The organism is Mycobacterium sp. Aquia_216 (assembly GCF_026723865.1).
Lineage (GTDB): Bacteria > Actinomycetota > Actinomycetes > Mycobacteriales > Mycobacteriaceae > Mycobacterium.
The window spans coordinates 4,469,374-4,491,654 of record NZ_CP113529.1 but is presented as its reverse complement, the minus strand read 5'-3'; the positions used below and the strand labels follow the sequence as shown (position 1 = coordinate 4,491,654).

The window sequence follows — 22,281 nt, the reverse complement described above, 5'->3', positions numbered from 1 at the left end:
CGGATTGTGATGTCTTCGTGCGCTGTTGTCGCTGACTACCACCCCCGCGCGGTTTGGTAGGGAGTTAGCAAATCCTCCTGACATCTTCAAAGCCTTTCCGCAGCAACGGGACCGTTACCCATAAGCCCGCACTGGAAGGCCGTCAATGCATATCGACAACGACAGCGCACCGCGCTGGCGGCCTTTCGTCGCGCTCGCACTGACCATCGGTGTGGCCGCGGCATGTAGTCCGGGTTCGAGTGATGCCGTGGGCGGCGGCGGCTTGGCCAATGCGCATACGAGCATCACCCTGGTCGCTTATTCGGTCCCAGAACCCGGATGGAGCAAGGTGATTCCCGCTTTCAATGCGTCCGACGAGGGTAAGAGCGTGCAGGTGGTCACCTCGTACGGGGCGTCCGGCGACCAATCTCGCGGGGTTGTCGACGGCAAGCCGGCCGATGTGGTCAATTTTTCGGTCGAACCGGACATCACCCGATTGGTCAAGGCGGGCAAGGTCTCCAAGGACTGGAATAGCGATGCCACCAAGGGCATCCCATTCGGGTCGGTGGTGGCGTTGGTGGTGCGCAACGGCAATCCGAAGAACATCAAGGATTGGGACGACCTGCTGCGACCCGATGTGGAGGTCATCACCCCCAGCCCGTTGAGTTCAGGTTCGGCCAAGTGGAATCTGCTGGCGCCATACGCAGCCAAAAGCGATGGCGGGAACAATAGTCAAGCTGGCATTGACTTTATCGGCAAGCTGGTGCGTGAACACGTCAAGCTGCGTCCCGGGTCGGGACGCGAAGCTACCGATGTCTTCGTCCAGGGCAGCGGCGACGTGCTGATCAGTTATGAAAACGAGGCCATCGCCGCGGAGCGGGCGGGCAAACCGGTCGAACATGTCATCCCGAAGCAGACTTTCAAGATCGAGAACCCGGTGGCGGTGGTGACCACGAGCCCGCATCTCGACGCCGCGACCGCGTTCAAGAACTTCCAGTACACCGCGGCGGCGCAGACGGTGTGGGCACAGGCCGGCTACCGCTCGGTCGATCCCGCGGTCGCCGCCCAGTTCCGGGACCAGTTCCCGCTCCCGGCGAAACTGTGGACGATCGCCGACCTGGGTGGTTGGGCCACGGTGGATCCTCAACTGTTCGATAAGAACAACGGCAGCATCACCAAGATCTACACGAAGGCCACGGGATGACGGCGGCGATCACGCCGGGTTCCGGGACGATCCGCCCACCACTCGGCCCGCCCGGCGGCGCCAACACGGCTGGGCGGCGCGGTCCGCGTTCTTACGGGCTTGGCGCCGGCACGTCACTGCGGGTCGGTGTGGCGACGGTGTGGCTCTCGGTCATCGTGCTGTTGCCGCTGGCCGCGATCGCTTGGCAAGCCGCCGGTGGTGGCTGGCACGCCTTCTGGCTGGCGGTCACGTCGCACGCGGCAGTGGATTCGTTCCGGGTGACGCTGACCATCAGCGTCGGGGTCACGGTGGTCAACACCGTGTTCGGTCTGCTGATCGCGTGGATCTTGGTGCGCGACGACTTCATCGGGAGAAGGCTCGTCGATACGGTCATCGACCTGCCGTTCGCGCTGCCGACGATTGTCGCCAGCCTGGTCATGTTGGCGCTCTACGGAAACAACAGTCCGGTGGGCTTGCACCTGCAACACACCGGGTGGGGTGTGGCGGTGGCGCTCGCATTCGTCACCTTGCCATTTGTGGTGCGGGCAGTCCAGCCGGTGTTACTGGAAATCGAACGCGAAACCGAGGAGGCGGCGGCGTCTCTGGGCGCGAGCGGCCCGAAGATCTTCACGTCCGTCATCCTGCCGTCGCTGCTGCCGTCTTTGTTGTCCGGGGCCGGCCTGGCATTCTCCCGGGCCATCGGCGAGTTCGGTTCGGTGGTGCTGATCGGTGGAGCGGTACCCGGCAAGACCGAAGTCTCGTCGCAGTGGATACGTACCCTGATCGAGAACGACGACCGCACCGGCGCCGCGGCAATATCCATTGTGCTGCTGCTCATTTCATTCGTCCTGCTGTTCGTTCTGCGCATCGTGGCTGCCCGGGGTGCGCGACGGGAGGAGAGGGGCTCGTGACGTCGTCGCCGTGGGTTCGCTACCTCACTCGTTATGTCGGGCTGGCGTACGTCTTTGTGCTGCTGATAGTTCCGGTCGCCCTGATCCTCTGGCGGACCTTTGAGCCGGGGTTCGGCCAGTTTTACGACTGGGTGAGTACCCCGGCGGCGCAGTCGGCGCTGGATTTGTCGCTGCTGGTGGTGGCCATCGTGGTGCCACTGAACGTTATTTTCGGGATTCCCACGGCGCTTGTGTTGGCGCGCAACAAGTTCCGCGGCAAGGGTGTGCTGCAGGCGGTCATCGACCTGCCGTTCGCTGTCTCGCCGGTGATCGTGGGCGTCGCCCTGATTCTGTTGTGGGGATCGGCGGGGGCGTTCGGCTTCGTCGAGCAAGACTTTGGGTTGAAGATCATCTTCGGCCTGCCGGGCATAGTTCTCGCCAGCATCTTCGTCACGCTGCCCTTCGTGGTTCGCGAAGTCGAGCCGGTGCTGCACGAGTTGGGAACCGACCAAGAACAGGCAGCCGCGACACTGGGCTCAAGTTGGTGGCAAACGTTTTGGCGGGTCACCCTGCCGTCCATCCGGTGGGGCCTGACCTACGGCATCGTATTGACCATCGCACGCACACTCGGCGAATACGGCGCGGTGATCATCGTGTCGTCCAATCTCCCCGGGAAATCGCAGACACTGACGCTGTTGGTCTCCGACCGCTATAGCCGGGGTGCCGAGTACGGCGCCTATGCACTATCCACGCTGCTGATGGGAGTCGCTGTGGCGGTTTTGATCGTCCAGGTGATTCTCGACATTCGCCGAGCACGCGCGAACAAGGTTGCTTGACAAGGAGACACGAAAATGACTGCCACCGAAACAGACGATGCGATCATCGTTCGCGACGCCAACAAACGCTATGGCGATTTCGTTGCCCTGGACCATGTGGATTTCGTCGTGCCCACGGGTTCGTTGACCGCATTGCTTGGTCCCAGTGGTTCGGGGAAGTCGACCCTGCTGCGCACCATCGCCGGCCTCGACCAGCCCGACACCGGGAAGATCACGATCAACGGCCGTGACGTCACTCGGGTACCGCCGCAGCGACGCGGCATCGGGTTCGTGTTCCAGCATTACGCGGCGTTCAAACACATGACGGTCCGCGACAATGTCGCGTACGGATTGAAGATCCGCAAGCGACCCAAGGCCGAGATCAAGGAGAAGGTCGACAACCTGCTGGAAGTCGTGGGGCTCAGCGGATTTCAGGGCCGCTACCCCAACCAGCTCTCCGGTGGTCAGCGACAGCGGATGGCGTTGGCGCGCGCGCTGGCCGTCGACCCGCAGGTGCTGCTGCTCGACGAGCCGTTCGGCGCGCTGGACGCCAAGGTTCGCGAGGATCTGCGGGCCTGGTTGCGGCGCCTGCACGACGAGGTCCACGTCACCACGGTGCTGGTGACTCACGACCAGGCCGAGGCGTTGGACGTGGCCGACCGCATCGCGGTGCTCAACAAGGGTCGCATCGAGCAGGTCGGATCCCCGACCGATGTCTACGACGCCCCCGCGAACGCATTCGTGATGTCTTTTCTCGGGGCGGTCTCCGCTTTGAACGGCAATTTGGTTCGCCCCCATGACATCCGGGTTGGACGCAGTCCGGAGATGGCCGTCGCCGGCGGCGACGGCACCGCCGAGGCCATAGGCGTGGTGCGCGCTACCGTCGAGCGGGTCGTGGCACTGGGTTTCGAGGTGCGCGTCGAGTTGACCAGCGCGGCCACCGGCGGCAATTTCACCGCCCAAATCACCCGGGGCGACGCCGAGGCGCTGGCCCTGAAGGACGGGGACACCGTCTACGTGCGGGCCACCCGGGTGCCGCCCATCGCGGATGTTTCGCCGTCCGACGCAGATCAGAGCACGCTGACGTCGGCCTGATCCGCGCTCATCCCAGCGTCGACCAGTAGGGCGGCTGCTGTGTCAGCCGTTCGAGATATTCGGCGACCCGCTCCTCGTCGGATTCGGCGGTGTCGTCACCGTGGGCGAACGGGCACCATCGCGGATCGGATTCGATAATCCACACCGCGTCGAGTTCCACCTCGGGCACGGGAGCGCCCGGCGCCGGTGAGATCAAGTCCGCGGCGAATCCTTCCGCCCCGGCCCAGGTGAACCCGTCGCTGTAGATGAGCTCGTTGTTCCGGTTTGCGGCGACGACATGGTAGTGGGGCAGGCCGGCCAGGTGCTCGGCGAGCCGGTGCGGGTCGTGGTCACCCATTGCGCCATGTTAGTGGGCAGGCGAATCGACGTCCTGTTAGGCGGCTGCGGCCGCGATCTGTTCGGCGGCCGCCTGATCGAAGCGATCCAGCACGGTTTCGGCCACCAATCGGTGGGCGCCCAGCGGGGCCGCCACCTCGATGCCGGCCTTGGCGGCGAATCGTTGCACCTGGTCGGGTAGCCGTCCGGGTGCCAGGAACCACGGCGCGACGACCACCCGGCGCGCGCCCTGGCGGCGCAGCCTGCCGAGCGCTTCGGCCAGCGAACGGTCCTGCTGGGTGGCGAACGCGGTCGTTGCCCCTGCCCAAGACGTGCCGGCCAACAGCTTTGGCGCGACCCGGCCGGTCCGAGCGTTCACGGCCAGGTCGGATGTGCCGATCGCCACGACGAGAGCACCGATACCGTCGTCGAGGTGTGAGACGCCCAAATCCGTCATGCGCTGACGCAGCACCGACACCAGCCGGTCGTCCTCACCGAGCACAGGTGCTTGCCACACGTGTTGGGACGTAACGCAACTGGCGATCTGGCGGGGGATGTCGGCCCGGGCGTGATACGCGTTGGCCAACAGTAGCGGGGTGACGACCGCCGGGCCGTCCAGCGACATGAGCGCATCGGCCAGGCTCGGCGAACTGTGGTCCAGGAACGCCAGTCGCACATCGAGATTCGGCCGCATCCGCGCCACTCGGTCGGCGACGGCACGCGCATTGGCCGCCGACCGTGGATCCTTGCTTCCGTGTGCGGTCAGCAGGAGAGTGGTCACGACGCGTGCAACCCACATTCGGTCTTGGACAGCCCCTGCCAGCGCCCGCTGCGCGGGTCTGCACCCTCGACCGGCTTGGCCGTGCAGGGCGCGCAGCCGATCGACGGATAGCCTTCGTAGACAAGCGGATTGACCAGCGCGTCGTGCTCGTCGATGTAGTTCTGCAGCTGCTCGTCGCTCCACGCCGCCAGCGGGTTGATCTTCACCAGCTTGAAAGCCTCGTCGAAGCTGATCAGCGGCGCGTTGGCGCGGGTCGGTGCCTCGACGCGGCGCAGCCCGGTCACCCACGCGGAGTAACCGCTGAGTGTCTTGCCCAGCGGAACGACCTTGCGTAACCGGCAGCACTCGCCGGGATCCCGCGCGAACAGGTCCTTGCCCAGCAGCTCGTCCTGCTCGGCGACCGTGTTCTCCGGCGTGACGTTGAGAACCCGCACGTCGTAAACGGATTCGATCGCATCACGGGTGCCGATGGTTTCGACGAAGTGATAGCCGGTGTCCAGGAAGAGCACCGGTACGCCGGGCCGCACCTTGGACGCGAGGTCCACCAGCACGGCGTCCTGCATATTGGAGGCGACGACATAGTTGCAGGTCGCCCAGCCGCGCGGGCCGTTGACACCGCCGAAGTTCTCGTCGGTCCAGCGCAACAGCTCGTCTGCGCTCGCGCCGTCGAGTTCGGCGGCGCCGCGGGTCGCCATCTCGCGCAGTTCGTCTTCGGTCGGCTTGGTCGCCGCTTGGCTGGTCATCGGAGGTCGCCCTCTTCCGCGCGAAGTGCCCACTGCGCGAACCGCTCCCCGTCGTTACGGTGCTTGACGAAGTTGCGCGCCACCCGATCGATGTAGTCGCCCAGCTCGTCACTGGTGACCTTGTGCTGACGCAGTTTGCGGCCGAATCCGCTGTCCAGCCCGAGGCTGCCGCCCAGGTGCACCTGGAAGCCCTCGACCGAGTTGCCATCGCCGTCGTCGACCATCTGGCCCTTGAATCCGATGTCGGCGATTTGAATTCGCGCACACGAGTTGGGGCAGCCGTTGATGTTGACCGTGATCGGCACGTCGAGCTGCGAGTTGATGTCTTCCAGCCGGCGCTCCAGCTCGGGCACCAAAGTCTGTGCCTTGACCCGGGTTTCGGCGAAGGACAACTTGCAGAACTCGATCCCGGTGCACGCCATCAGATTCCGGCGCCAATGCGATGGCTGTGACTGCAGGCCGAGCGCGTCCAGGCCGGCGATGACTTCGTCGAGCTTGTCGTCGGGGATGTCGAGGACGACCAGCTTCTGATAGGGCGTGAACCGGATCCGGTCCGACCCGGCCTGCTCGGCGAGGTCGGCCACTTTGGTGAGGATGGTGCCGGATACCCGTCCCGCGATCGCGGCGACCCCGACGGCGTTCAGTCCGTTCTTGAGCCGTTGCACGCCGACGTGGTCGATCGGATGCTTGACCGGCTCGGGGGCCGGCCCGTCGATGAGGGGACGCTTGAGGTACTCGGTTTCCAGAACTTCGCGGAACTTCTCGATGCCCCAGTCTTTGAGCAGGAACTTCAGCCGCGCCTTGGCCCGCAGTCGTCGGTAGCCGTAGTCGCGGAAGATCGAGGTTACCGCGGCCCATACCTCGGGCACTTCTTCGAGCGGGACCCAGGCACCGACTCGCTGGCCCAGCATCGGGTTGGTGGACAGGCCGCCGCCCACCCATAGGTCCAGCCCGGGACCATGCTCGGGGTGGTTGACACCGATGAACGCGATGTCGTTGACCTCGTGCACGACATCCTGCAGACCGGAGATCGCGGTCTTGTATTTGCGCGGCAGGTCGGCGAACTCGGGTTTGCCGATGTAGCGACGCACGATCTCGTCGATCGCCCAGGTGGGGTCGAGCACCTCGTCGAGCGATTCACCGGCCAGCGGTGAGCCCAGGATCACGCGGGGGCAGTCGCCACACGCCTCGGCGGTCTGCAGTCCGACCGAGTCCAGCCGCCGCCAGATTTCGGGGACCTTTTCCACCTCTATCCAGTGGTATTGCACGTTCTCGCGATCGGAGATGTCGGCGGTGTCGCGAGCGAATTCGATCGAGATCTGCCCCAGGGTGCGCAGTGCAGCGGCCGACAGCGCGCCGCCGTCGCAGCGCACCCGCATCATGAAGTATCTGGCTTCGAGCTTGTCCATGTTCTCGTCGCCGGTCCAGCTGCCGTCGTAGCCCTGCTCTCGCTGGGTGTACAGGCCCCACCAGCGCATACGTCCGCGCAGGTCGTTTTTCTCGATGCTGTCGAAGCCCTCTTTGGCGTAAACGTTTTCGATACGTTCTCGCACCTCGAGCGGGGGCCCGGCTTGCTTGAACGCCTCGTTGGGGTTCAGTGGCTCGCGTTCTCCGAGCGCCCACTGGCCCTCACTCCGGGCCGCCTTGGCGGGACGGGCTGTGGTCATTCGAAGGTCTCCTTCGCGGACTGAGCGGGCATGGACGCGCGACGCACCGGAATTTCTCAGGCGGGCGCAGATCCGGCGCCAGCTGGACGTACAGGTGGGCGGGTCTACGAGATCAAACCGGACAGCTACAGCTGCAGACACGTTTGAGATCGATGTGCCGCCGCGCCACGAGCGCAATGCGCACGCTGGGCTGGGCGACGGTCACGCGACCATTCTGCCATGGATAGCGACTGCCAGTGCCACCAGGTCGGATTTGTTCTCACGGTGAGCAAAACTACCCGATAATCTTGGGTAATTCGACATACAAAACCGAGAAAGCCCTGAGAGATCGCCCACTTGTGCGCCTGAAGTGGTCAATTGGCTCCCGGCCCGAGCGGGTGGCTGCGAGCGCCTCCGCTCAGCGCCGACGAGGTGTAACTCGTACAATCGCGCGCTTGCCCAGGCGTGAATTTGCTCACCCGCATCCTCGCCGAGCGGCGGGCGCGACCCGCAGGTCGTGCAATCATTTGGCATGGCCCTTCGCGCGGAACCGGTTGAGCTACCGGGGATACAGCGGAGTCCTGGGCAGTCGTTCGGGATGTATGTGCACGTCCCGTTCTGCATAACTCGTTGCGGCTATTGCGATTTCAACACCTATACGCCCGCCGAGTTGGGCGGTGTCAACCCGGACGCCTGGCTGCTGGCACTGCGCACCGAGTTGGCGCTGGCCGCCGCACGCCTGGACGCACCGACGGTGAACACGGTGTTCGTCGGCGGCGGGACGCCGTCGCTGCTGGGCGGTGCGCGCGTGGCCACGCTGCTGGACATGGTGCGCGAGCATTTCGAGCTGGCGCCGGACGCCGAGATCACCACCGAGGCGAACCCCGAATCCGCGTGGCCGGACTTCTTCGAGGCCGCCCGAGCGGCCGGGTACACCAGGGTTTCCCTCGGCATGCAGTCGGTGTCCCCATTCGTGTTGGGTGTGCTCGACCGGATCCACACGCCGAACCGGTCGGCGTCCGCAGCCCGCGAGGCCCTGGACGCGGGCTTCGAACACGTCAGTCTCGACCTGATCTATGGAACGCCGGGTGAGACCGATGACGAGCTACTGCGCTCGGTCGATACGGCGATCGCGACCGGCGTCGACCATGTGTCCGCGTATGCGCTGGTCGTCGAGGAGGGAACCGCACTGGCCCGCCGGGTTCGCAGCGGCGAGCTGGCTGCACCCGACGACGACGTGCTGGCGCACCGCTACGAGCTGCTCGACGACCGCCTGTCTGCCGCCGGCTTCGATTGGTACGAGGTGTCCAACTGGTCGCGCCAGGGCGGTGAGTGCCGGCATAACCTCGGCTACTGGGATGGTGGCCAGTGGTGGGGCGCGGGACCGGGTGCGCACGGATACGTGGGCGCAACGCGATGGTGGAATGTCAAGCACCCCAACGCTTACGCGGAGATGCTGGCCGGTTCGACCTTGCCGGTAGCGGGTTTCGAGCAGCTCGACGCCGAGGCGTTGCACACCGAGGATGTGCTGTTGAAAACCCGATTACGCCAAGGGCTTCCGTTGGCGGGACTAAACGCCGCCGAACATGAACGCGCCAAGGCCGTTGTCGCCGACGGCTTGTTGGTGGCCGACGGCGACAGGCTCGTCCTCACGCCGCGTGGCCGGTTGCTCGCCGACGCGGTCGTGCGGACGCTGTTGGGGTGAACGGCGTCAGACGCCGAACCACTGTTCGATGACCCGGGCAATCTCGATGTAGAGCGGGATTCCGATGGTGACGTTGTAGGAGAACGTCAGACCCAGCGACGCGGCCAACGGCAGTGTCGGGCTTGCTTCCGGGATCGCCAGTCGCTGAACCGCCGGCACGGCGATATAGGACGCCGCGCCGCACAAGACCGCGAACAGCACATAGGTGCCCGTCTTGAAGTCGGTGTGAGTCACGCTGGCGTAGGCGCAGGCAGCGAAGATCCCCAGCGTCGCAAAGACATTCGGAGCCAGCACCGCGAAGAAGATGAACCCGGGCCCCGCCGTTCTCAGGTCCTTCAACTTGCGCGAGGCCGTCATGCCCATCTCGAGCAGGAAAAGACATAACACGCCCTGGAATGCCAAGACGAAGAACTTGTCGTCGTCTTGCACGACCTTCTGGCCCTGCAGACCACTGACGAGGCCGATCACAATGCCGCCGATCAGCAGCACCAACCCGGGATTGAGGAACACCTCCTGGAAGAGCTCGCGGGAGAAAATGGACGGCTTCTTTTTGGTGAGCTGGGTGCTCGGGCTCACGTCGAGTTCCTCTGTGCGCTCGCCCTTTTCCAGCGAAAGCTCGAGCTCTTCCTCGATTCCCAATGCGCGTTCGGTTTCCAGGCTCTGGCCGTGTGGGGGCCGTGCCGCGGTGCCGGGGCCGACCCCGACCTTCACCGGCGTGTAGCCCGGCTCGTCGGCCATATTGCCCGCCGGGTCCATGCCTCGGTGCCGCAGCCGCGCCACCAGGATCAGCGCCACCAGGCAGCCGGGTATCTCCATCACAGCCAGCATCACCGGCATGTAGGCATTGAAGGCGATGTTCACCGCGGCCAGGACCGCCACACAGGTGGCAAACGTCCCGGCCGAATCCGAGCCGTAATAACCGGCGATGGTTCCCCGGTCGATTCTCCGCAATTTGGTCAGCCAACCGAGCAGGAAGTAGGCGATTACGCCGAGCAGGAAATTGAGCACGAAGCCCAACACCATGAATCCCACGATCGCCCCGACGCTGGAGGCGCTGACCTGGGCAAGTTCTTCACCGCCATGCCAGCCGATAGCCAGCAACAGATACATGGTGAGGCCTTGATAGATCACATACGGGAACTCGAATCGCACCTTCAAGATCGGAATTAGGAAACCGAAGTAGAAGAAAAGCAGGAGTGGCTTGAACAGGTTATGCGTGAAGTTATTCCAGAACTCTTGCAGCATTTGGTGCCTCTCTTCGTCCGTCCGGGGCCCGGGGGAAGCACCGTCCGCAAGCGGGGGAGACCACGAGCATCCCGACGACCGTGGAAAATTTAGCTCTGCCGCTGCCAAACCGCCACTCGGATCGCACCCGAAATGTGCAACTCGTTCCAAGCCGCGACGAAATGGGCCCGCATCATAAAACCCGTGGTCACAGCGGTGCTGGTAGGACCAGGTATGCTGGGATTAGCGTGAATGTGTTGTGAGTTCGCTGTGCATTTACTGTCAGGATTAGCGTGTCGGCGTTCAACCGGAAATTAGCGAGGGCCTGACCCCGGCGCCCCGTTTGCGGTGCGTCACCGAGAGCCACGCGGACGGCGAGTAATGCGTAGTAATTTCTTCGAATCCATCGACACGGGAAACGGTAAGAACACCGGTTTCCTGGTTAATTTCGAGTTCGTCGCCGTCGGATGCTTGAACTTCTTCACCGTTCGCGAGCCTGATCACGAACATAATGTTCCTCTCGATCGATCGGGGACAGATAGTGATCGGGCGTTAGCTGGGCGATCCCCAAACCCGATCATATGAACGTCTTGTTACGCCTTTCTGTCATCAGTCCAATGAGGCCTCTGGTGCGAGCCCCACTGCCCCCAAATGCGCCGAGTGCGCTTCTGAACGTGATGGACGTTCGCCGAGCCCCCGCTCCGCGCCGCTGGGGCTTGGTCGAGTCGCTCAGCAACCCCGCTTTGCCCGGAGAACTCAGGTTATGGTAGCCCGTCGCGCCGGGACCGGTAGGTTAACGATCGGGAAACGTTTATGCACCTCGGCGCCTACCCAGGCACCGTCGCGCAGCATCGGATACGCGGCGATTTTATGCCGCCTAGCTGCGGAAACTGTGGCAGACGAACCACCGGTCAGTTGTCGTCGCGCCCCCTCGGAGCGATAGCCTGACAACGGCCGATGCTTTAACTCCCCGCGATGCTTACCGACTGTGCAGGCAACGAGACGGAGCACACAGGACCACTGCTTGGGGACTTTCATAGGTTAGGCTACATTTACTAGCTGTGACCGAGGCCAGCGTCGAAACAACCCCCAAAGGCATGACGTCATTGCCGATTCCCCTTCCCGCGCATATCGACCCGGCCGACCTGGCAGCTCAGCTCGCTATGGTTCTGCCCGAGCGCCTTGGCGAGGACTATTTGCTCTACGAATACGCCGGTCAATGGGTGCTCGCCAGCGGTGTGCACGCGATGATCGAGCTGGACAGCGACGAGCTCCGGGTTATCCGCGACGGCGTGACGCAGCGCCAACAGTGGTCCGGGCGCCCGGGATCCGCCCTGGGCGAGGCCATTGATCGTCTGCTGTTGGAAACCGATCAGCTTTTCGGTTGGATCGCATTCGAATTCGGTGTCTACCGTTATGGATTACAACAACGGCTGACGCCGGGTACGCCACTGGCGCGACTATTCTGGCCCAGTTCTCGCATCCTGGTGAGCCAGGACGGCGTGTGGCTTCTCGACGCGGCCCAGGGCCACCGGGAAGCGGTCCTGGAAATACTGCGGGAGGGCGTGTCCAACCTGCGCGAAACCCGCGAGATCGATATCACCGCCGACGGGTCGGACTACCGCGATCGGGTGACCACGGCCGTGAATGAGATCGCCGCCGGCAAGTACAACAAGGTGATCCTGTCCCGTTCCGTGGAAGTGCCTTTCACGCTCGACTTCCCGTCTAGCTATCGGCTGGGCCGTCGGCATAACACGCCGGTGAGGTCGTTTTTGCTGCAGCTGGGCGGAATTCGCGCGCTGGGCTACAGCCCCGAACTCGTCACCGCCGTCCGTCAGGACGGCGAGGTGATCACCGAGCCGTTGGCGGGCACCCGCGCGCTGGGTCGTGGTCCGGCGAACGATCGGCGGGCTCGCAACGACTTGGAGTCGAATTCTAAAGAGATTGTCGAGCATGCTATTTCGGTCCGCAGCTCGCTGCAGGAGATGAGCGAGATCGCCGAACCGGGAACGGCGGTTGTGACCGATTTCATGACCGTGCGGGAGCGGGGGAGTGTGCAACACCTGGGCTCCACGGTCAGCGGGCGGTTGGATCCGTCCAGCGATCGGATGGACGCCTTGGAAGCCCTCTTCCCGGCGGTTACCGCGTCGGGCATCCCGAAAGGCGCCGGTGTCGAGGCGATCCTACGTCTCGACGAAGGGCCACGGGGGCTGTATTCCGGTGCGGTGGTGATGGTTTCGGCTGACGGCGCGCTGGATGCCGCGCTGACGCTGCGAGCGGCCTACGAATGCGACGGAAAGACGTGGCTGCGAGCCGGCGCTGGAATCATCGAAGAGTCGCTAGCCGAGCGCGAATTCGAGGAAACCTGCGAGAAACTGTCTACGCTGGCGCCATACCTGATTGCACGGCAATAGCTTTCAGTTGGCTGTCCGTCGGCGTGCGGACAACTCGTCGGTACCGGCTTCCGGCGAGTGTTCCAGGTAGTCGGCGAGGATGCGGCTGGCCAATGACTCGATGTTCGACTCGATCGACGACGCCAGTGTTTCCGTGACGGTCGCTACCGCCTGAGTGCGAAAGCGAACCAGCATCGTGATCAGCTCGGCGATCTCGGCATCCGCGGGCAGCGCCTGACCGGGCTTGATCTTGTCGATGACGTGTTCGGCGCCGGCGCGCACCAGCAGGTCGCTGATCTTGTCGATCTCGGGCACGATCTGCTCGTGCAGGTCGACCAGCTTCTCCAATTTGACGCCGTAGCTGCGGATCTCGTTGAATGCGTCGATCAGCTTGGGCCGGGTCACGGTGGCTCGCTCGCCGTCCACCCGGATCACCTGCAGGGCCACCAGTCGCTGGAACGCGGTCGGATCGTCGACGAGCCGCTCGGCGTCGACGAGTGCCATGGTTTCCGGCTTCTCGGTGGTCCAGGTACCCACGATGGCCGTCTCGAGACCCAGAACATCGCCGAGGTTCTTGCCTTCTTCCCATGCGCTGAGCATTTCCCGGACGTGAGCGATGTTGTAGCCGCGGTCCAGCATCGAGGTGATCAGTCGCAGCCGGGTCAGATGGGTGTCGTTGAACAGGGCGATGCGGCCGACCCGCAGTGGCGGCGGCAGCAGCCCGCGATCGCGGTAGACCCGGATGTTGCGGGTGGTGGTGCCGGCCAACCGGGCCAGATCGTCGATCCGGTACTCCCCGGACGCCGCGAGCCCGTGCGGCTGGCGGGCGGCCGCGTCGAAAAGTTGAGACACCGCGGTCTCGATGAAGTCCCGCGATTGGCGGCGTACGCGTTTGGGAACCCGTCGCACGTTGTACAGGACGCTGGCGATCGTGCCGGGTTCCGGCCGGGGCGGTCGGTTCTGTGCCATTTCAGCTTCAGGCGCTCGAGGTGACGCGCGCCTGGGCATGGCGCGCCACCGCCTGGTAGTCCGCGTAGCGGAAATCGCCCATCTGACGAAGATACTGCGTGGCGAAGCCCGGGTACATCGAGCCGTTGAAGCCGTCCTTGGTGAGGTACCAACTCTGGCAGCCCGACATCCAGGTCGTCTTGGTGAGCCGGCGCTGAATGTTCTCGTTGTGGCGTAGTTGGACGTCTTGGCGCACATCCAGATAGCGCAGGTCGTCATCGAGAATGGTGCGGATGCCGCGTACCGCGTAGTCGAGCTGGCCCTCGATGTAGACCAGCAGCGAGTTATGACCCGGCCCGGAGTTGGGGCCGGTCATGAAGAACAGGTTCGGGTAGCCGTGCGCGTTGATGCTCTTGTAAGCCTTTGCGCCGTCGGACCATTCGTCGGCCAGCGACCGGCCGCCGAGACCGGTGACGGCGAACGGCGGCCCGGTGAGGTGGACGTCGTAGCCGGTGGCGAACACGATGCAGTCGAGGTGGTGTTCGATGCCGTCGCTGGTGCGGATGCCGACCGGGCTCAGCGTCGCGATGGGCCAGGAGATCAGTTTGCAGTTGCTGCGTTGCAGCGCGGGGTAATAGTCGCTGGAGACCAGCATGCGCTTGCAGCCGGGGGCGAAATCGGGGGTCAGCTGCCGGCGCAACCACGGGTCGGAGACCGTGGCGCGCAAATGGGCCTGGCCGAGTCGAGCCACCAGCGAGGTGAGCGGGGTGTCCCATACCAGAGCCGTGGCACTGGCCTCGTGTCCCCAGAACAGCGCTTGGCGGGCAAGTTGTTGAACGGCAGGAACTTTGGCGAACAGGGTCTGTACCGCCGACGGGGTCGCGATATCCAGGCGGGGCAGCACCCAGCCGGGGGTGCGCTGGAACACCTTGACGAACCCGGCCTGCTTGACCAGTTCTGGAACGATCTGAATGGCGCTGGCACCGGTTCCGATGACGGCAACTCGCTTACCCGCGAAATCGTAGTCGTGATCCCAGCGGGCGCTGTGAATCTTGTGTCCGCGATAGCTGTCCAGGCCGCGGATGCCGGGGAAGCTGACATCCGACAGCGGGCCGGACGCCAACACGACGGTGCGGGCCTTAAAACGCTTGCGGTTCTTCGTCTTTGCCGTCCATACCCCCGCGTCCTCGTCGAAGGTCAAGTCGCTGACCTCGTGCTTGAAGCGGATGTGACGACGGATGTCGAATTTGGTCGCCATGTCCTCGAGGTGACGGTAGATTTCCGGGGCGGGTGAATAGGTCCGCGACCACGTCGGGTTCTTGACGAACGAGTACGAGTACAGCAGCGACGGGACGTCGCAACTTGCCCCCGGGTAAGTGGTGTCGCGCCAGGTTCCGCCGACCCGGTCGGCGCGCTCCAGGAGGACGATGTCGCTAACCCCGGCCTCGGCCAACCGGATTGCGGTACCGAGCCCGGTGAAACCGGCTCCGACGATCAGTGTTGCGTAGGTGTGGTCGGCGCCCATGATCACGCCGCCGGGTCGTGGGTGAGTTCCCTGGACCAGCTGGGCATCGGCCTCAGCAGCGGTTTGGGATAGAAGTCCGACAGCCACACCATGGAATTGGCCAGCAGTTGGTAGGGGTGTCGCGGGTTGACCACCCACATGCCGTGCCGCTTGAGCAACTTGTAGGTGGGCACCCGCCGGGTCCGTTCGCCCCGGTCGCCGAGTTGCTTGAAGCGGTTGACCGCGTTGAACAATCGCTCCGAATCCATACCCATGCCCGCCATCTCGTTGCGTACCCGGTTAAGTAGCGGTACGTACATGACCATGCCGAGGATCAGGCCCGGTGATGCGAAGCGGCCGACGAGTTCGATGGCCAGCCGGCGCGCCTTTGCGTTGCCGATCATCTCCAGCACTTCGAAATCGACGGTGATATGCCGAGATTCGTCGTTGTTGATCTTCTCGAACACCTGGTGGCAGACCGGATCCTCGACGGATTCCAGCAGGAATTTCAGCAGCGCGCCGTCGAGTGCCACCTCCAGCATCGGTATCACGGTGCCCAGCACCGACAGCGGCATGTCGTCGGCGAAGGTGTCCAGCCATTCGATGGCCAACCGAATGTTGACGTTGGGCGTCGGGATCTCGCCGTCCTCGAGCATGCCCCAGCGATTCATCAACGCCAATTCCGCGTTGGCGTGGCGTTGCTCCTCGGCATGAAAATATCGGTAGATTTCGGCGATGGTGGGGTTCGGCGCCTTCTTGGCGAGCGCCGCAAATCCGCGGGCTCCGATGTTCTCGATCCAGCACAAGTCGGCCATGAAGGCCTTGAGCTTGGGCCGGAACTCGGGCTTGATGGTTTCGGCACCCGGTGCGTCCCAATCGATATCGGCGAGCGCCCACTGGCGATCCTTGATCTTGGCGAGCATGGCTTCCATGTCTATGGCCACCAGCAGCTCCTCTTCTCTCGTGGTTATCAGTGCATGTTCGCGCGGGAAACCAGGCCGGCGACCCGTGTATAGGACTGTGGGGCAAGCCGTTTGATGTTCCAGCCGATCTTGGCGTCGAGTTGTGGCATGCAATACAGCTCGCCCCGGTCGTGGGCGTCAAGGCAGGTGGCCGCCACTTTGTCGGGCGAGAGTCCGGTCCAGCGCATCAACTTGTCGGCCAGTTCGCCGGATTCCTCGGTGATGCGGCCGGATTCGAGGATATTGGTCTTGACGAACGTCGGGCACAGCACGGTGACCCGGATGCCGGTGCCGGACAATTCGGCGGCCAGGGTTTCGGAAAGCGACAGCACGCCGGCCTTACTGACGTTGTAGGCCGCCATGCCCGGTGCAGCGGCGAACGCGGCCGCCGAGGCGACGTTGATGATGCCGCGCGGGGTGTCCGACGGTCCGGCCTCGCGCAGGATCGGGGTGAACACGTGGCAGCCGTGAATCGGTCCCCACAGGTTGACACCCAGCGTCCACACCCAATCATCCAGCGGCACATCGCCGATCCCCGCACCGCCGGCACCGACGCCGGCGTTGTTGACGACCAGGGTGGGCGCGGTCCCGAAGAATGACTGCGCCTCCTCGGCCAGCGCGCTCACGTCGTCGAATCGCGAGACGTCGCAACGGATCGCCACTGCTTTCGCGCCCCGTTCGCCGATCGTATCGGCGGTCTTTTGCGCGGCGGCTTCGTCGATGTCGCTGCACACCACCGTGCCACCGCGGCGAGCGAGCTCGACGGCGAACGCGGCGCCGATGCCGCTGCCGGCGCCGGTCACCACCGCCAACGCGCCGCGGCTAGTGGTTTTCGACTTGCCGAGCAGTTTGTCCAACGGCCTGAACATCAGCCCACCTCGTCGGCCAGGGCGCGCGCATCCTGCAACGCGTGGGCGACGAACCGGGCGACGTAGGCCATGGCCTTGGCGGCTTCGGGTGTCATGCGCGGGAGGGCCTGGAACACATGGACTTGATGCGGCCACACTTGCAGCTCGCAGCGGCCACCGGCCGCCTTGATGTCGGCGGCCAGCTGCCGCGCGTCGTCCTGCAGCATTTCGGCGCCGCCGGCCTGGATCAGGGTCGGCGGCAGCGTCGCACCGCCGGCGACGTCGAGCGTCAAGCGCGGGTGGGTGAGATCGAGGCCGGGGTGATACAGCCGGACCAGTCGGGCCGCGTCGGCGACCCGGATCGCGGGGTCGGGGCGTACCTTTTCGCGGGCGAGCGACAGCGCGAACGTGAGGTCGATCAGCGGCGAGAACAGCACCAGTGCGGCCGGGGATTGCGCGGCGACCTCGGGCTGCAACAGCATGTCGACGGTCAGGTGACCGCCCGCCGAATCACCAGCTACCACAATCTGTTTCGTCGGCACCCCGCACGTTTCGACCAGCCAGTCCCAGGCTGCCCGGACATCGTCGGCGGCGGTGGGGAAGCGATAGCGTGGCGCCAGCCGGTAGTCGACGCAGAACACTGGCAAGCCGGTCAGCGACGACAGCCAGGATGTCAACCGCCGGTGGGTCTTCGGGGAACACACGGCGTAACCGCTGCCGTGCACGTAATAGATCGCTTCGGTGACGGTCGACGAGCGGGCTTGCCCGCGAGGAGAGCCGGCGCCCATCGCTTCGGTGACGGTCGACGAGCGGGCTTGCCCGCGAGGAGAGCCGGCGCCCATCGCTTCGGTGACGGTCGACGAGCGGGCTTGCCCGCGAGGAGAGCCGGCGCCCATCGGTCGAGTGACGGTCGACGAGCCCGGTGCCTTGCTGGTTGGCGTGCGGGGCCCGTACACCCATTCGCCCTTGACCCGGCGGCCGTCGGGCAGCCTGGTGTCGACCGGCACGACGCGGGTGCCCGCCAGCGAGGGCCCGAAGGTGGCCATCACCCGCGCGATCGTCCGGCGCGACAACCAGATTCCCCACGCCCGCTCGGGCGGCACCAGCCCGCTGAACGGCCGCAATGTGTATGTGCTTACCGCCGCCGCGCCGCGGGACCGCAGTGACCCGCGGGCCGGAACGATGTCCGCCATGCCACGGAGTCAACCGCAAATGGTGACATTCGTCAATGGCAGCTTTAGCGAATCTCCGGCTTGCTGATTACTCTGCCTGGCTGTTCACGGCGATGTAAGTGCAGCTTCCGCGTCACCGCGTTGAAGTCACTCGGCTGTCGCCTCCGTTGTGCCGTGGGCGCACCATCGTCGTTTCTCGGAGTCCTGTTCCGATGCGGCGACGTGCTCAACTGACGAAGGTTTGAGGCATCTCGTCATCCGGCGCGAGCGGTGGTCCGAGCACGATCTGTCCGCCGGCGGTGGCCGCATCCTGCAGGGCCTTGCGGGTGACCGACCAGTCCTCGGGTGGGGCACCTTGAGACAGATCCCAGCCGGCCCGCTCGAAGAACCGCTCCATGCCAGACGGTGTGCAGATTGTGAGCAGATCGGCGTCGGCGAGGACAGTGTAGGTGTGTGGGATGCCGCGAACCAGAAATACCGTGTCGCCTTCAGCAGCGGTCCACTTGTCGGTTCCCGCCCAGATGACCATCTCACCAGACAGAAGAACGATCGTCTCGTCCTCGTTCGGGTGGATATGGACCGGGGAGGCGCTTCCGGCGCGCAGACGCGACCGCATGACCGTCAGTCGGCCGTCGGTCATGTCGCCGTCGAGTATCACCCGGTGCTCGCTTCCCCCGATCCAGCCGATCGCCCGAGCGTCGGACAGGCTGGTGAGGCACGGCTGAACCATGAGCACTCCTTTCGGATCGCGGTGGCCATTCACCCGGCAGGCCGTCGAACGACGACTCGTCGTTCGACAACGACACCATGACGACTGTCGAGAGCAACGCCCGCGATTCATCGGGCAATCCCAGCCGGGCATGATCGTCGATGGTCACGAATGGGATCCTTCCGGTCGAAGACGCGTTTCGGTACCTGCGCGCGGAGGCGAATTGTGTCGATGACTGTTTTCGGACCTTAGGGAAGCGTCGCCCTACGAGCTATCCGGTCAGCGCAGTCTCTATCCCGTTCGCGCCGTCGGCGAAAGTACTAAGTCGCCGGACCCCGTCAACTAGTCGAGCCGATCGAGGTCAGGCCACCAAGAAACGACATTGGTGTGCGGCACTATTCAGACGACACGACGCGGGCATGGTCAGAGCTTCGCGCGAGGGATCGGATGTCGATGAACACCATCGACGCGGTGTCGTCAGCGGCGCAGGGTTTGGGAGGGGGATTCACCAAATGTGGCCCGGTATGTGCTGGAAAATCGGCCGAAGTGGGCAAATCCCCACCCGAGCGCGAGCCGGGACACCGTGTGATGGGCAGGATCGGCCGCCAAGAGTTCAGCGTGTACGCCATCCAGACGGGCTTGGCGCAGCCGCGCCGTCGGAGTGGTACGTAGATGCCGGCGAAATCCGTCCTGCAGACTTCGCACGGAAATGCCCACTGCTTCAGCCAAATCGTGGACGGTCAATGCCTCGTGAGCGTGGTCGCGAATAAGCTGGTCCGCACGGCGGATCAGTCGTGGTGTCGCCGGCGCGCCCGCCCCGAGCGCATCAAGCTCGGTGCTGCATGAGTGCGTAATCGCGGTCAACGTCTGGCTCATCACGAGCTGTTCGGTGTGATGCCGCAACGCGGCATGCGAAAGACCCTGTGGTCCATCAAGATCGCGACACACCATTTGCAGTGTCGAGAGCCAAGAGCGGGCGGCCGGCGTGGTCATGTCGACGCACGAGTCGAACCGCAGGCGTTGTCCGCCGGGACGGCCCAGCATGCGGTCGAGCTGATTCTCCAGCTTGTCGCGGTCGAGGCGAAGCATTATTTGCTCGGTGCCGCCCTCAAAGTACATATCGACGTCCATGTCGGGATCGAGTATCGCGGCACACTGGGCATCGGATTGGATTTCGATCCCGCCACCACGAACACTCGCCCGGCCCGCCCGGGGAATCAGCACAACGAAAAACGATTCTGGCGGCTCGGGGCGGACCCGCATCGACGCGCCATACGTTATGTAACTGAAAGCAACCGACTCGATGCTCGCGGAATTGAAACTGGTAGGTTCGGTCCGCTCGCAGGGGTAGCAATGCGCCCGATGGGAATTAAGCACCTGGCCAACGGTTTCGCACAGTTCGTCAATATCGGAAGTGTGTATGCGGCGATGGGTAGCCAGCAGTTCACGCTTTTCGCTGCCGCGGCAGTCGTCGTCCCTTCTCATCTGCGTCGTCCTCTTCGTGAGGCCATCGTGTCTACCTAACTGTCCTTGCGTCGCCCCCGCCCCCGATACGAATCGCGCATCGTCATGGAGCCCCGGTTTCGTTGATACCAGAACAGCCTGTTGCGGCCTGCTGAAGGCGCCGCAGCCGCGATCTATCCCACGGCGCGAGAGGTCCTTCGTAAACGTCGTCGGTTTGACGGCGGCTCTCACTGGCGTTTCGGCCCGAGTCAGGCTTGCCAGCTCGTCAAGTCGCGAGGGGTGCGGGGCGCAAGTTCAAGGCCGGCAGGCAGTTTCAGCGAGAGGGTGCGCCGCATACCGGTTCGATTTTCCAGTATTCAAAAAGTCATCGGATCGGTGTGAGCGGAATCCAGGGGCTGTCGGCGCTGCCGATGTAGTTGACGTCGAGTTGTTGTGCAGTCTGCATCCCAATCTCGTGTCATGGATCGTTGTGTTGGGGTGCACAGTGAGTCGCTGAGCGGCTCGGGTACGGCTGCGGTCAGCCTGTAGATACATCGCCAACGTCGTCGCAAAGCAGGGTGTTTCGCCGTGGTCGTCGGATATGGGCACAGTACTCGGTGGAGAACCGACAGGGTATGTTCGCGGTCCGCACAGGCCGGGGCTGCCACCGCGACGTCACGCTGGCAAGTGGCCGCGCGGCCGGAGTGTCCGTACAGCGACGAATACCAACCGGCGGCCACCGCGCCGCCACGGATTGAATCGTGCGCCGCGGCCTAGAAACCGCTGACACTGCTGCTTAGACGGGGACCGCTGTCGCCTCAACGATGCTGAAAGGTGATGCCGTTTGGACCACCCGGTTCATCCGGAGGCCGGCTCTCTGCAGCAATCGATCGTATTGTGCGGCGGTGCGTTCGCGGGCGGAGGCGCAGACCAGCATCTCCAGGTCTGCCCACTTACCCAGAAATTCTCGGTTATGGTCGGGGATAACGAATTCCACTAGCAAAACGTTCTTTCCGGCGCCGGTCGCCTTGCGCACGTTGCGCAGGATTTGCACCGCCTCGTCGTCGGGCCAGTCGTGAATCACGTTCTTGAGGACGTAGGCGTCACCACCCTCCGGCACGGAGTCGAAGAACGATCCCTCGTCGACGCGCACCCGGTCGTCGACACGATGTTGGCGTAGCAATGCCGGCGCCCCAGCCACCACCTGAGGTAGGTCGAAGAGCACACCGCGTGCGTCCGGGGCGGCCTGCAATATCGCTGCCAGCAGTCGGCCATGGCCGCCGCCGACGTCGACGACGGTTCGGTAGGTCTGAAAATCGTACGCGGCGATCAAAGGCGCGATCGACAGCTCGGAGACACTCGTCATCGCTTGGTTGAAGATGGCGGCGAGCTCAGGCTCGTCGGCGAGGTATTCGAACATCGACTTTCCTCGCAACTTGGGCACGACGGCGCGCCCGGTGCGGACCGCGTCCGTCAGATGGCTCCAGTGTTCTCGGTGCTGTGCAGCGCCGAGCCATCGTGCCTCGCCGGCCAGTGACACGTCAGCGTCGAGCCGCAGGGTAGCGGCCAGTGGTGTCAGGTCGTAACGACCGTCGCGGCGTTGGCGAAAGACACCTCGCGTGATCAGGGCCCGCAGCAGTCGGCCCAGCGCATCGGCGTCAGCGTTGATCTCAGTGGCCAGCGCCTCGGCCGATAGCGGCCCTTTCGCGAGTGCATCCGCGATACCGAGATCGGCTGCCGCGGTGATGGCCTGGGCGGTCCAGGCGCCCATGAGCAGGTCGATGATCACCGCCTGCGGAGGCGCCAGCGCGCGGTGGATTCGATCGAGGTAATGACGAATGGCCTCGATTGCCCGCACCATCTTGGCGGGCGGTGTCTGAAGGCCAATCTTGCTGTTGAAACTGAGCATGCGCATCAGTGACGTCC

The 22,281-nt window shown here is 64.3% G+C and carries 21 protein-coding genes and 2 pseudogenes; 6 read left to right on the top strand and 17 right to left on the bottom strand.

Features of this window, described 5'->3' with window-relative positions; genetic code table 11:
- Positions 1–145: 145 nt before the first annotated feature.
- Genes OK015_RS21000 through OK015_RS20985 form a run of 4 tightly spaced genes read left to right on the top strand, consistent with a single transcriptional unit; the run spans position 146 to position 3,962 of the window.
- Positions 146–1,183, top strand: coding sequence for a sulfate ABC transporter substrate-binding protein (locus OK015_RS21000; RefSeq protein WP_442791143.1), 1,038 nt, complete (start codon positions 146–148; stop codon positions 1,181–1,183).
- Positions 1,180–2,073 carry a sulfate ABC transporter permease subunit CysT gene (cysT, locus tag OK015_RS20995; RefSeq protein ID WP_268125883.1) on the top strand — a complete coding sequence of 298 codons (894 nt, stop codon included), beginning with the start codon at positions 1,180–1,182 and terminating at the stop codon, positions 2,071–2,073. The genes OK015_RS21000 and cysT overlap by 4 nt, the downstream gene beginning before the upstream one ends.
- Positions 2,070–2,888, top strand: coding sequence for a sulfate ABC transporter permease subunit CysW (gene cysW, locus OK015_RS20990; protein WP_268125882.1), 819 nt, complete (start codon positions 2,070–2,072; stop codon positions 2,886–2,888). The genes cysT and cysW overlap by 4 nt, the downstream gene beginning before the upstream one ends.
- 15 nt (positions 2,889–2,903) lie before the next feature.
- Positions 2,904–3,962 (top strand): sulfate/molybdate ABC transporter ATP-binding protein, encoded by a 1,059-nt coding sequence (locus tag OK015_RS20985; protein WP_268125881.1) that lies wholly within the window; start codon positions 2,904–2,906, stop codon positions 3,960–3,962.
- A 7-nt stretch (positions 3,963–3,969) separates the two neighbouring features.
- Here OK015_RS20985 and OK015_RS20980 read toward each other — a convergent pair whose 3' ends face one another.
- From OK015_RS20980 to OK015_RS29315, 5 genes are all read right to left on the bottom strand, one after another.
- Positions 3,970–4,299, bottom strand: a complete 330-nt coding sequence (locus OK015_RS20980) for a hypothetical protein (RefSeq protein ID WP_268125880.1) — start codon at positions 4,297–4,299, stop codon at positions 3,970–3,972.
- A 36-nt stretch (positions 4,300–4,335) separates the two neighbouring features.
- On the bottom strand, positions 4,336–5,076 hold the full coding sequence (locus tag OK015_RS20975; RefSeq protein WP_442791142.1) for a sirohydrochlorin chelatase: 741 nt from the start codon (positions 5,074–5,076) through the stop codon (positions 4,336–4,338).
- Positions 5,055–5,801, bottom strand: coding sequence for a phosphoadenylyl-sulfate reductase (locus OK015_RS20970; protein ID WP_268125878.1), 747 nt, complete (start codon positions 5,799–5,801; stop codon positions 5,055–5,057). Before OK015_RS20970 ends, OK015_RS20975 begins: the two co-directional genes overlap by 22 nt.
- On the bottom strand, positions 5,798–7,468 hold the full coding sequence (locus tag OK015_RS20965) for a nitrite/sulfite reductase (RefSeq protein ID WP_268125877.1): 1,671 nt from the start codon (positions 7,466–7,468) through the stop codon (positions 5,798–5,800). The genes OK015_RS20970 and OK015_RS20965 overlap by 4 nt, the downstream gene beginning before the upstream one ends.
- Positions 7,469–7,580: 112 nt before the next feature.
- Positions 7,581–7,637 (bottom strand): hypothetical protein, encoded by a 57-nt coding sequence (locus tag OK015_RS29315; protein WP_442791318.1) that lies wholly within the window; start codon positions 7,635–7,637, stop codon positions 7,581–7,583.
- Between the two features lie 342 nt (positions 7,638–7,979).
- Between OK015_RS29315 and hemW the strand changes: the two genes are divergently transcribed.
- Positions 7,980–9,152, top strand: coding sequence for a radical SAM family heme chaperone HemW (hemW, locus tag OK015_RS20960; RefSeq protein WP_268125876.1), 1,173 nt, complete (start codon positions 7,980–7,982; stop codon positions 9,150–9,152).
- A 6-nt stretch (positions 9,153–9,158) separates the two neighbouring features.
- On the opposite strand, the gene OK015_RS20955 is transcribed toward hemW, so the two are convergent.
- Both OK015_RS20955 and OK015_RS20950 read right to left on the bottom strand, forming a co-directional pair.
- A complete protein-coding gene (locus tag OK015_RS20955) occupies positions 9,159–10,397 on the bottom strand; it encodes a sodium-dependent bicarbonate transport family permease (RefSeq protein WP_268125875.1) in 1,239 nt (412 codons plus the stop codon).
- A 282-nt stretch (positions 10,398–10,679) separates the two neighbouring features.
- Positions 10,680–10,886, bottom strand: coding sequence for a hypothetical protein (locus OK015_RS20950; RefSeq protein WP_036470305.1), 207 nt, complete (start codon positions 10,884–10,886; stop codon positions 10,680–10,682).
- 551 nt (positions 10,887–11,437) lie between these two features.
- Between OK015_RS20950 and OK015_RS20945 the strand changes: the two genes are divergently transcribed.
- Positions 11,438–12,790: a salicylate synthase gene (locus OK015_RS20945; protein ID WP_442791141.1), complete on the top strand. Its 1,353-nt coding sequence runs from the start codon at positions 11,438–11,440 to the stop codon at positions 12,788–12,790.
- A gap of 3 nt (positions 12,791–12,793) precedes the next feature.
- Here the strand turns inward: OK015_RS20945 and OK015_RS20940 are convergent, their stop codons facing one another.
- The 10 genes and pseudogenes from OK015_RS20940 to OK015_RS20905 all read right to left on the bottom strand — a co-directional run bounded on the left by OK015_RS20940 (position 12,794) and on the right by OK015_RS20905 (position 22,270).
- Entirely contained in the window at positions 12,794–13,738 is a 945-nt protein-coding gene (locus OK015_RS20940; RefSeq protein WP_268125874.1) for a MerR family transcriptional regulator, read from the bottom strand.
- A 7-nt stretch (positions 13,739–13,745) separates the two neighbouring features.
- Positions 13,746–15,248, bottom strand: a complete 1,503-nt coding sequence (locus OK015_RS20935; protein ID WP_268132951.1) for a flavin-containing monooxygenase — start codon at positions 15,246–15,248, stop codon at positions 13,746–13,748.
- Positions 15,245–16,165, bottom strand: a complete 921-nt coding sequence (locus OK015_RS20930; protein WP_268125873.1) for a ferritin-like domain-containing protein — start codon at positions 16,163–16,165, stop codon at positions 15,245–15,247. The genes OK015_RS20935 and OK015_RS20930 overlap by 4 nt, the downstream gene beginning before the upstream one ends.
- A gap of 26 nt (positions 16,166–16,191) precedes the next feature.
- Complete coding sequence (locus tag OK015_RS20925) at positions 16,192–17,052, bottom strand: SDR family NAD(P)-dependent oxidoreductase (protein WP_268125872.1); 861 nt, start codon at positions 17,050–17,052, stop codon at positions 16,192–16,194.
- Positions 17,052–17,828, bottom strand: a pseudogene (locus OK015_RS20920) (alpha/beta hydrolase); the annotation flags it as partial. The gene OK015_RS20925 and the pseudogene OK015_RS20920, both read right to left, overlap by 1 nt.
- A gap of 126 nt (positions 17,829–17,954) precedes the next feature.
- Positions 17,955–18,224: pseudogene (locus tag OK015_RS29310) on the bottom strand (acetyl hydrolase); the annotation flags it as partial.
- A 205-nt stretch (positions 18,225–18,429) separates the two neighbouring features.
- Positions 18,430–18,933 carry a cupin domain-containing protein gene (locus tag OK015_RS20915; RefSeq protein WP_268125870.1) on the bottom strand — a complete coding sequence of 168 codons (504 nt, stop codon included), beginning with the start codon at positions 18,931–18,933 and terminating at the stop codon, positions 18,430–18,432.
- Positions 18,934–19,389: 456 nt separating this feature from the next.
- Positions 19,390–20,397 (bottom strand): AraC family transcriptional regulator, encoded by a 1,008-nt coding sequence (locus OK015_RS20910; RefSeq protein WP_268125869.1) that lies wholly within the window; start codon positions 20,395–20,397, stop codon positions 19,390–19,392.
- 273 nt (positions 20,398–20,670) lie between these two features.
- Complete coding sequence (locus OK015_RS29305) at positions 20,671–20,910, bottom strand: hypothetical protein (RefSeq protein ID WP_442791317.1); 240 nt, start codon at positions 20,908–20,910, stop codon at positions 20,671–20,673.
- A gap of 241 nt (positions 20,911–21,151) precedes the next feature.
- Positions 21,152–22,270 (bottom strand): methyltransferase, encoded by a 1,119-nt coding sequence (locus tag OK015_RS20905; RefSeq protein WP_268125868.1) that lies wholly within the window; start codon positions 22,268–22,270, stop codon positions 21,152–21,154.
- Positions 22,271–22,281: the final 11 nt, after the last annotated feature.

Coding starts and splice junctions, on each gene's coding strand:
- OK015_RS20925 (WP_268125872.1), bottom strand. CDS start 17,052: ATGTTCAGGCCGTTGGACAAACTGCTCGGCAAGTCGAAAACCACTAGC.
- OK015_RS20905 (WP_268125868.1), bottom strand. CDS start 22,270: ATGCGCATGCTCAGTTTCAACAGCAAGATTGGCCTTCAGACACCGCCC.
- OK015_RS20985 (WP_268125881.1), top strand. CDS start 2,904: ATGACTGCCACCGAAACAGACGATGCGATCATCGTTCGCGACGCCAAC.
- OK015_RS21000 (WP_442791143.1), top strand. CDS start 146: ATGCATATCGACAACGACAGCGCACCGCGCTGGCGGCCTTTCGTCGCG.
- OK015_RS20955 (WP_268125875.1), bottom strand. CDS start 10,397: ATGCTGCAAGAGTTCTGGAATAACTTCACGCATAACCTGTTCAAGCCA.
- OK015_RS20940 (WP_268125874.1), bottom strand. CDS start 13,738: ATGGCACAGAACCGACCGCCCCGGCCGGAACCCGGCACGATCGCCAGC.
- OK015_RS20980 (WP_268125880.1), bottom strand. CDS start 4,299: ATGGGTGACCACGACCCGCACCGGCTCGCCGAGCACCTGGCCGGCCTG.
- OK015_RS20970 (WP_268125878.1), bottom strand. CDS start 5,801: ATGACCAGCCAAGCGGCGACCAAGCCGACCGAAGACGAACTGCGCGAG.
- OK015_RS29305 (WP_442791317.1), bottom strand. CDS start 20,910: ATGTATCTACAGGCTGACCGCAGCCGTACCCGAGCCGCTCAGCGACTC.
- cysT (WP_268125883.1), top strand. CDS start 1,180: ATGACGGCGGCGATCACGCCGGGTTCCGGGACGATCCGCCCACCACTC.
- OK015_RS20965 (WP_268125877.1), bottom strand. CDS start 7,468: ATGACCACAGCCCGTCCCGCCAAGGCGGCCCGGAGTGAGGGCCAGTGG.
- OK015_RS20975 (WP_442791142.1), bottom strand. CDS start 5,076: ATGTGGGTTGCACGCGTCGTGACCACTCTCCTGCTGACCGCACACGGA.
- hemW (WP_268125876.1), top strand. CDS start 7,980: ATGGCCCTTCGCGCGGAACCGGTTGAGCTACCGGGGATACAGCGGAGT.
- OK015_RS20950 (WP_036470305.1), bottom strand. CDS start 10,886: ATGTTCGTGATCAGGCTCGCGAACGGTGAAGAAGTTCAAGCATCCGAC.
- OK015_RS20910 (WP_268125869.1), bottom strand. CDS start 20,397: ATGAGAAGGGACGACGACTGCCGCGGCAGCGAAAAGCGTGAACTGCTG.
- OK015_RS20915 (WP_268125870.1), bottom strand. CDS start 18,933: ATGGTTCAGCCGTGCCTCACCAGCCTGTCCGACGCTCGGGCGATCGGC.